At 35.2% G+C, this 10,265-nt stretch carries 6 protein-coding genes; 2 read left to right on the top strand and 4 right to left on the bottom strand.

What is annotated here, in order from left to right:
* Positions 1-28 precede the first annotated feature (28 nt).
* From BUB90_RS10875 to BUB90_RS10860, 4 genes are all read right to left on the bottom strand, one after another.
* Complete coding sequence (locus tag BUB90_RS10875) at positions 29-2,755, bottom strand: GH36-type glycosyl hydrolase domain-containing protein (RefSeq protein ID WP_073287566.1); 2,727 nt, start codon at positions 2,753-2,755, stop codon at positions 29-31.
* Between the two features lie 214 nt (positions 2,756-2,969).
* On the bottom strand, positions 2,970-4,355 hold the full coding sequence (gene gltA / locus BUB90_RS10870) for an NADPH-dependent glutamate synthase (RefSeq protein WP_073287563.1): 1,386 nt from the start codon (positions 4,353-4,355) through the stop codon (positions 2,970-2,972).
* Positions 4,355-5,245 (bottom strand): sulfide/dihydroorotate dehydrogenase-like FAD/NAD-binding protein, encoded by an 891-nt coding sequence (locus BUB90_RS10865; protein ID WP_073287560.1) that lies wholly within the window; start codon positions 5,243-5,245, stop codon positions 4,355-4,357. The genes gltA and BUB90_RS10865 overlap by 1 nt, the downstream gene beginning before the upstream one ends.
* Before the next feature lie 247 nt (positions 5,246-5,492).
* Positions 5,493-6,665, bottom strand: coding sequence for an iron-containing alcohol dehydrogenase (locus BUB90_RS10860; protein WP_073287557.1), 1,173 nt, complete (start codon positions 6,663-6,665; stop codon positions 5,493-5,495).
* Positions 6,666-7,201: 536 nt separating this feature from the next.
* On the opposite strand from BUB90_RS10860, the gene BUB90_RS10855 reads away from it, so the two are divergent.
* Positions 7,202-7,894: a response regulator transcription factor gene (locus tag BUB90_RS10855; protein WP_073287554.1), complete on the top strand. Its 693-nt coding sequence runs from the start codon at positions 7,202-7,204 to the stop codon at positions 7,892-7,894.
* A gap of 72 nt (positions 7,895-7,966) precedes the next feature.
* Positions 7,967-10,237 (top strand): sensor histidine kinase, encoded by a 2,271-nt coding sequence (locus BUB90_RS10850; protein ID WP_073287550.1) that lies wholly within the window; start codon positions 7,967-7,969, stop codon positions 10,235-10,237.
* The last annotated feature ends 28 nt before the right edge of the window (positions 10,238-10,265 follow it).

Genomic DNA, 10,265 nt, shown 5'->3' with positions numbered 1-10,265 from the left:
GTCTCCTTTTCAAATACCGCCATAATCTTTAACGGAGAATCACCTTTATCTGCTGATTCATCTCCTTAACCAAGCTTTGTATATACTCTTTCTTACACATACAATACTCTTTGTTAATTACTACCTTGTCTTTTTCAACGATTAGCTTATCATTCACATATACCTCAGCCACTTGATATTCTCCATATTCTCTGTCTGCTTCATTAACAAGGATAACCTCTAAGTTATGTTCTGCGAATATTGTAGATATACTAGCTGTATTTGTGTGATTAAACTGCTCTTTCAATAATTTAGGTTCTATTAATAAGTCTCCACCTAATCCTCTTACACCAAACATCTGGGTAACTACTGTTAACATAAGCCAACTTGCTGCACCCGTTAGATAATGATACATACCTCTTCCTTTATCATTAAAATATTCTGGTATACCCGGATATATCTTACTCACTTCGGCATTAGAAACTTGTCTATAAAGGGTCTCGATTGCTTTATAACCTTCTTTAACAAACCCCCTTTTGTATAAGGCATTGGCATACATCACTGTCATATGTGAAAATACAGCACCATTCTCTTTATGACCATATGCAAACCCAAACATTCTGCCTAAGTTTAGTTTTAATTCTTTAAAATCGGTATTCAAGCGATATCCGCCAACCTCAGCCTTGTACAGATATGCATCCGCGGCAGTTGTCATCATTTTCACCTGTTCTGATGTAGCTGTACCCGACATAATTGCGAAAACTTGGCTCGTTAACATCATTCGAATTCCTTGTTCAAAAAGGCCTTCCACTTTCTCGCCAGAGTTATCATAATAGCCATTAAACCAACCTTGGTTAACCGTCTCTGTTTGATTTTCTTCAATCCACTCGTTATCCCTTATATGTTGCTTGATCCATTCTGCTTTTTGTTTCAAGTTGTTCATTAATTCATCAAGGGAGACTCTTCTTAACTTACCTGATATTCTCTTACTACTTCCTTCACAATACTCTTTTAACAAAGACTTCTTCTGTGTCACACTTTCATATAATTCTACATCTTGCTTAAGCAATATTAGTATCTCTTCTGCTATCTCCACTTCATCAATGCCAGTTACTATTAGCTGCTTACACAATCTTGTCAACGTGTCAAAGTTTCCTGCATAGGCTGCAGTGAATGCAACACTTTCTCCTCTTTCATTAGCCATATCTAATGCATCATTCCAGTCTGCTCCTCTAAGCCGCATATGGTTATGGTCTCCTACATCGTAAAATGCGGTTAGATTCTCAAGTAAGATATGTTCTAGAACACTGCCTTCATAGACCTTTCCAGCTTCCGTCATCATGCGTTTACTATCAAAACTATGCCAATTGGAATCAATAGCTTCTCCACGCTCGATTTGTTTATCCTTAAAATATGTTACCTTCTCTAATAGAATTGATAAATCTCCGGTTTGTTGAATATACAAATCCGTAGTAACTAGTGGCCAGAACCCATGATCCATCCACACTCTTGTTATATTGTTTCTATCTGCGATGAATTCTCCCGGGTTTTCTCCTATGATCGTTGCATTGCTTCCATCCATTCTTACACCAGCATAATTGTTACATATCGCTTCTCTAACACCACTTGGATCCATTAAAGTAAGGGCTAGGCAGTCTTGCCACAAATCTCTCCAACCTCTTCCCCCTTTCCCATAATCGTGATGAGGTAGGAAGGAGCAACCATAGATTCGTCTTAGAATCGGTTGAAAACTAACCCACTGCATAAAATTATTGAACTTAGAATCTCCTGTTTGAATACTTACATTTTTCTTCTTATCCCAATGTCTTTGCATCTCATTGTATGCTTTTTCTACTTTAGCTACTGTATCATATCTCTTAATAACTTCCTGAATTGAGTCTGAGTCTTTATCTAAACCAATTAATACGATGAAGCTGCATTCCTCTTGTGGCCTTAATATCATACTCTCGAATTGAATAGCTCCCATTGCCTCGTATCCACTCAGACTGCAATCCTTTTTCACTACTTGATGTTTATTCAAAATCGCTGTAGGTCTTAGGAAATCCCCACCTTCACCGATATACTCTTCTACTACTGGATAAAATCCTTCTGGTTTGTTACCTTCTCCTGTACAACCTGCCACATAATAGGTCATTTCATTCTTCTGATGACCTCTTTCATCAAATGAAAATGTTGGTTTAACGTACACTCCATACTCTCTTGTCTCGATACGATGGAGTAATGAGGTAACATGGCGATGGTCTCTGATGTTGTCTGCTGATCTACCATATATAGGTATTGCAGCTGTAGCTGTAAACTCAAGGTTTTCGTTGCTAATATTGCGTATATCCACCCTCATAATCTCTACGTTATCTTCAATAGGAACAAAAGAAAGAATCTTAGAACCTATCCCATATTCATCTGAAACTCGATACATAGTATGATACAACATACCTGCATCAAGTAATGTTTTCTCTTTCTTCTGTGTTAATTGGTTACTTAACTGATGCATTGACATTCCCGTTGCTGACCATATACCTTTTCCTTCTATATCACACCAGAAATTCCTGCTTACCTTATTGCTATGTAAATCCTCACTACTAACAGGTTGTAACACAAAACTATTCTGATCCATCTTACAATCTCCACCCAGTAGTGGTGTTACTGAACTTTTCATTCCTGTTTCGTTGGCAATAGGAAAATAGAGATAACTTGTATTCTCTGGATCTATTACTCGAAACGTTCCCTTATTGTCTGTAAATTGATATGATAACATACCTTCTAGCCTCCTACCTTCTAAGCTCACTATTTATCCAGTTCTATTATTAATTATAAGAACTACAGGGTTTGATTACAGGTATGTAATTTTTTATTAGGTCTACTTTTTTTAGTTTTCTATCAGATGAAGAATGATATGCAAAAAACACCCCACTAGAAACCTTATATTTAGGTTTCTAGTGGGGTGCATATAGTATCATCAATGATATAAATTATTTATTAGTTAAATACTCGTCAATTCCCTTTGCAGCAGCTTTACCAGCTCCCATTGCAAGGATAACTGTTGCAGCACCAGTAACAGCATCTCCACCAGCGTAAACGCCTTCTTTTGAAGTCTGTCCTTTTTCTTCATCTGCTATGATACATTTGTATTTGTTAATGTCTAATCCATGAGTTGTTGAAGAAATCAATGGATTTGGACTAGTACCAAGAGACATGATAACGGTATCAAGTTCAAGTTCGAATTCTGAACCAGGAACTTCTACTGGTCTTCTTCTACCAGATGCATCTGGTTCACCAAGATCCATCTTAACGCAAGTCATACCTTTAACCCAACCCTTTTCATCAACTAAGATTTCTTTTGGATTAGTAAGTAAATCAAAGATAATTCCTTCTTCTTTTGCATGGTGAACTTCTTCTACTCTAGCTGGAAGTTCAGACTCACTTCTTCTGTACACAATATGTACTTCAGCACCAAGTCTTAATGCAGTTCTTGCAGCATCCATAGCTACATTACCACCACCAACTACAGCAACTTTCTTACCAGCTACGATTGGAGTATCATATGATACGTCAAATGCCTTCATAAGATTGTTACGAGTTAAATATTCGTTCGCTGAGAATACACCATTTGCATTCTCTCCTGGAATACCCATGAATTTAGGAAGACCAGCACCTGAACCAATGAAAACTGCGTCAAATCCCTCATCTTCTAATAATTCATCAACTGTTGTTGATTTACCAATAACAACATTTGTTTCAATTTTAACACCTAGAACTTTTACATTCTCAATTTCAGATTGTACTACAGTGTCTTTTGGTAAACGAAACTCTGGTATACCATAAGTTAATACACCACCTGCTTCATGAAGTGCTTCAAAGATTGTTACATCATAACCGAGTTTTGCAAGATCTCCTGCACATGTAAGTCCCGCAGGACCTGAACCGATTACAGCAACTTTCTTACCGTTTTTCACTTCGGCAGCTTTTGGTTGAATTCCATTCTCTCTTGCCCAGTCAGCAACAAAACGCTCTAACTTACCAATTGATACTGGTTCACCTTTGATACCACGAATACATCTTTCTTCGCATTGTGATTCCTGTGGACAAACACGACCACATACAGCAGGAAGAGCTGAATATTGGCTAATTACATGATAAGCTTCTTCAATGTTACCAGCTTCAACTTCTCTAATAAATCCTGGAATATCAATTGATACAGGACATCCTGTTATACATTTTGCGTTCTTACATTTTAAACATCTAGTCGCTTCGATCTGAGCTTCTTCTTGATTATATCCAAGACATACTTCTTCAAAATTCTTAGCACGAACTTTAGGGTCTTGTTCTCTAACTGGGATTCTAGTTAACATATCCATTAGTCGTTACCTCCACATCCACAACCACCATTCTTATGAGTAGCTCCTTCTTTTTCTTTCAGTATTTCTCTTCCTTCTTGTGTCTTGTACATCTGTTGTCTCTTCATTGACTCATCAAAATCAACAAGGTGTCCATCGAATTCAGGGCCATCTACACAAGCAAATTTAACTTCACCACCAACAGTTAAACGACAAGCGCCACACATACCAGTGCCATCTACCATGATTGGATTCATACTTACAGTTGTAGGGATTCCAAGTTCTTTTGTTAATATTGATACAAATTTCATCATGATAATCGGACCAATAGCAATTACATGATCATAATGTTTGCCTTCATTATTAACTAAGTCTTTAATTTTATCATTAACATTCCCCTTGAAGCCATAGGAACCATCATCTGTTGCTACATATACGTTTCTAGCAACTTTCTTCATTTCCTCTTCAAGAATGATTAAATCTTTGTTTCGAGCACCGATGATACAATCTACATTGTATCCTTGTTCATGCATCCATTTAACCTGTGGATACACTGGTGCAGTACCAACACCACCTGCTACAAACAGGATGCTTTTCTTCTTAAGTTCTTCTGGATCTTCATCAATTAATTCTGATTTACAACCAAGAGGACCTGAGAAGTCTCTGAATGTATCCCCAACTTCATAATCAGCCATTCTCTTTGTAGATTCACCAACAGCTTGAAATACGATTGCTACTGTGCCAGCTTCTCTGTCATAATCACATATTGTTAACGGAATACGTTCTCCTTTTTCATCCATTTTAACAATTACGAATTGACCAGGGTGGCATGATTTTGCTACACGTGGAGCTTCAATATCCATAAGATAGATATTATTCGCTAATAATTCCTTTTTACGTATTGTAAACATATCTTTCCTCCATACATCTCATAATCTAGATGGGAACTATGCAGTTACATTATTCTTCGCAACATAATTTCCTTAATTTGTAACCATTCAGTTGGGTCGATGATATCATCGCTCTACCTAAGTAATGATTATAATTTATAACTCAACAAAAATCCAGTACTTATGACTACTTTTTCGCTTTAATTCTTTAATTTATAAAAAACAGAGTTCTAAATCAAGCGATCTAGAACTCCTTAGTTATTATGATTTAGAAATCAACTTCTGTACCATAGTAAATGCAAGTAAATAATTGTTCCATCTCAGCTGGTGTAATTGTTCTTGGATTTGATCCCGTACAAGCATCACCGACAGCATTTACAGAGATTTCTGCTATTTTTTGTTTGAATTCTTCTTCATTAATACCGAATTCTTTTAATGTTTTAGGAATGCTTAATTTAGCATTGTATTCATCAATTTTATCACATAATGCTTTCACACATTCAGCATCTGTTCCAACGATTCCGATTGATCTAGCGATATCTGCATATCTGTTTTCTGCTTCTTTTGCATTGTATTTAATTACATATGGAAGGTAGATTGCATTGGCACAACCATGTGGAATATGACCAGTTGAGAATGCAGCTCCTGTTTTATGTGCCATTGAGTGAACAATACCAAGTAATGCATTAGAGAATGCTTGGCCTGCAAGACATTGTGCATAATGCATCTGTTCTCTTGCTTCCATATCCCCACCAAATGAATTAGGAAGATAGTCGATTACCATTTGTATTGCTTTGATTGCAAGTGGATCTGTGAATGGCGAATTTAATGTAGATACATATGCTTCAATTGCATGAGTTAAAGCATCCATGCCTGTATGTGCTACTAATTTAGGAGGCATTGTTTCTGCTAAATCAGGATCAACAATTGCAACATCTGGTGTTATATTAAAGTCTGCTAAAGGATATTTGATTCCTTTTGCATAATCTGTAATTACTGAGAAAGCTGTTACTTCTGTAGCTGTACCTGATGTTGAAGGAATTGCTAAGAATTTTGCTTTTTGTCTTAATTCTGGGAATGAGAAAGGTTGAATAATTTCTTCAAAGGTTGTCTCAGGATATTCATAAAATACCCACATAGCTTTCGCAGCATCGATTGGTGATCCACCACCCATAGCGATGATCCAATCTGGTTCAAATTCTCTCATCTGTGCTGCACCTTTCATAACTGTTTCAACGGAAGGATCTGGTTCTACATTTTCAAATAATTGTGTTTCAATACCAGCTTCTTTCAAATATGCTTCTACTTTATCAACGAAACCAAAACGTCTCATTGATCCTCCACCAAGAACTATAATAGCCTTTTTACCTTTTAAGTTCTTAAGTTGCTCCAATGAACCTTTTCCATAATACATATCTCTTGGTAATGTAAATCTCATCATTATGCATATCCTCCTTAAAATTATGTAATACTTTTGATGTTGTATTGTCTATATTATAACACACTTATCATCAAAATCAATACAGGTTATACTTAATATTGATTTATTTTCTTGAGAAAAAACCAGATTTTCATCAATTTTACTTATTTTTTATATTTTTTTGCCATTATTTTTACATATGTATCAATTATTTAATATTTATATTTGTCTTTTTTTTAACTACCTTTTTTTAACTATAATATTTTCTTATAATCTCTTTAGCTTTAACAACATTATGTTCTATGTATTTTCAACGGTTATCCTCTAATAGCTGTTTGTTACATATCTTATGAATTACAGGTATTAACAGCAAACAGAATAATAGCATGATAAACTTCTTTTCTGCTTGTCTACAAAAAATAGCTTACAAAATATTTTGTTTATGGTATAACATATATAAGAAGGTGCTTTACGAAAGAAAAATTAACACTACAAAAAGTGACAATGCTACTTTTTGGGCTCACTATATATCTACTATAATTAATAGGAGGATTTTTATGTACACAATTTTAGTATGCGATGATGATTCTGCAATTGTTGACGCAATCGCAATATACCTAACACAAGAAAGTTATCAAGTACGAAAAGCCTATAATGGGAAAGAGGCACTTGATATTATTCATAATGAACAGATACACTTACTCTTACTGGATATCATGATGCCTATCCTTGATGGTATTCATACCATGATTGCATTACGTGAAGAGGACAACTCAATGCCAATTATCTTCCTCTCAGCCAAATCAGAAGATACGGATAAGATTGTTGGCCTTAATTTAGGTGCTGATGACTATATTACAAAGCCTTTTAATCCTCTTGAATTAACTGCTCGTGTAAAATCAGCATTACGACGCTACACCAAATTCGGTAGTATTCCTGAAAGCAAGAATCTGTATCAAACTGGTGGATTAATTATCGACGACGAGAAGAAAGAAGTTTGGGTTGATAACGAATTAATTAAATTAACACCTATTGAGTACAATCTTCTTAAATTATTAGTAAAAAATAAAGGTAAAGTATTCTCAATCTCTGAAATCTATGAACAGATTTGGAATGAACCCTCTTTTGGTGTCGATAATATCGTTGCGGTTCATATTAGACACATAAGAGAAAAAATTGAAATCAACCCAAAAGAACCAAAGTATCTGAAAGTTGCTTGGGGAATTGGATATAAAGTAGAAGACCTGTAACGTCTCAGGACTACATTAATCATAGTCACTTAAATACAATTTGACTATTGTACTATATTTCCGGAGGTTTCCATGAAAAGAATAAAATATTCCCTAACTGTCAAATGGTTTGTTCAAGTTGGGTTAGCTGTATTCGGATTTCTCCTCTTGTTATGTATCTATCATATCTTTCATTATCCCGACTACTATGGAAGCAACGATGAGAAGTTCACAGAAACCTATTATTTTGAGAAAACATTTGCAAAATACAATGAACGAGTAGCCGCTTATGTCATGTACCGCGAAAACGGTTACACGACTACTCTTCTATCAGAGGATGAATTCCCGACGTCTCATATTAATGAAACATTCTTTATGAATGAACTCGTAAGTGACCAAGATAAATTCGAATTCTATAATCAAATTCTTAATGTAAAAGACAGTAATTTCATATATTACGTGAAGAACTTAACTACAGGAGCAGAGTACTATTCTCCAAACTTAGTTTCTGATAAGTATATAAGCCCCTATGATTCATCCGAATCAAATGAAAATAAGGTCCAGACAGAGAAAAATGCAAACACTACTAATACTTCAATAGCAACAGATGACTCTTCCGTATTAGAGGCAAATGTCTCCGATTTCATGAAGAACATATCTAAATGTGATGCTTACCTTGTACTCAACACCAATAGTACAATATACAATACTAACGTTACGAAATGGGGCCTCTTGGATTCTCGTACCCTAGAATGGATGTCCTCTTATGTTAAAACACAACTTTCATCCTCATCTACACAAGCAGATGATACCGGTGATACAGCTGAATCTGACGATACTATATCAGACACTACCGTTCATACAGAAAAGACAGATGATTATGTATTCTACACTGCTACAATCAATGACTTTCCATATAATGGTGATGATTTTTCCTCGGCATATAATAGTTTTCAAACCATGCATCAATCCTATAAAACAGCAATCCTTTACTTGCCAATCATCTTTATTATATTCTTGGCATTCCTAATTCTAGGTGTACAGTTTGCTGGCTATAATAGCAAATCACGGTCCTTATGTTTAACCACTTATGATAAGCTAAATACAGAAACAATGGCCCTAATGATATTGGTTACGTTCTTCTTGTTACTGAATTGTCTATTCCAACTGATTAATTCTAAATTTTCTAATGAGAATGAATACTTTTTACGTTTATTTGGCATCTATATCTCTATGTATCCAATATTTATCTATAACTTCTTTAGTTTGGTTCGAAGAGTTAAATGTAATACGCTTAGTTCAAACATGTTAGTTGTTCGTATTGGAAACCGATTAAATACTTGGTCACAGAAGTACTTTGCACACAAAGAATTGACTTACCATGCAACCGCAATATGGGCAAGCTTCTTTGTTCTCACATTAATTACTGCCTTATTATTCAAAATTCCTGGATTTACATTCCTCGGGTTCATTGTTCTTTGCATACTTTTTTTACTATTCGGAAGATATCTTCTATTTGCAGTAACTTCTATTAGTTATCTCATTAAGGAAACAAAGAAAATTAGTGATGGTGACTTAACACACAAAATAAATGAGACTGAAGTCACACCAAGTATGCGTGTTTTGAGTAAATATATTAACAATATTAGCGATGGTTTATCCAATGCTGTGGATGAGAAATTAAAAAGTGAACGTTTCAAAACGGAATTGATAACCAACGTATCCCATGATATCAAGACACCATTAACCTCCATAATTAATTATGTTGATTTATTAAAGAAAGAAGATCTGGATAACGAAACCGCACTCCAATATATCGAGGTCCTAGATTCCAAATCACAGCGACTTAAGACATTAATTGAAGATTTGGTAGAAGCTTCAAAAGCATCCAGTGGTGCCATTACACTTCAAATGCAAAAACTTAATTTAGTTGAATTAATCAAACAAACAATTGGAGAATTCGAAGATCGTCTTGCGGGGAATGATTTAGAAATCGATCTTGCAGATATAGAAGAGCCCCTATACATCTATGCAGATGGAAGAAGTACCTTCCGTATTCTCGAGAATGTCTTTTCTAATGTTAACAAATATGCGATGAAAGGTACAAGAGTATATATTGACTTAGAAGCAAATGAAGAACAAGTTAGTGTATCTGTAAAAAATATATCTGCAACAAGGTTAAACATTAGTGCGGATGAGTTAATGGAACGTTTCGTACGTGGAGATATCTCCCGTAATACAGAAGGTACTGGCCTTGGTTTATCCATTGCTCAAAGTTTGGCAAGCTTACAAAGTGGTACTTTCAGCATTGTATTAGATGGTGACTTATTCAAAGCAATTGTTACCTTCCCTAGAATCTATTAAGTAAACAGTATAAAGAACAGAAACCGCT

It is taken from the genome of Anaerosporobacter mobilis DSM 15930, from assembly GCF_900142955.1.
GTDB classification, from domain to species: Bacteria; Bacillota; Clostridia; order Lachnospirales; family Lachnospiraceae; genus Anaerosporobacter; species Anaerosporobacter mobilis.
Note: the sequence above shows the minus strand (reverse complement) of the source record. Positions and strands in the feature narration are given on the sequence as shown.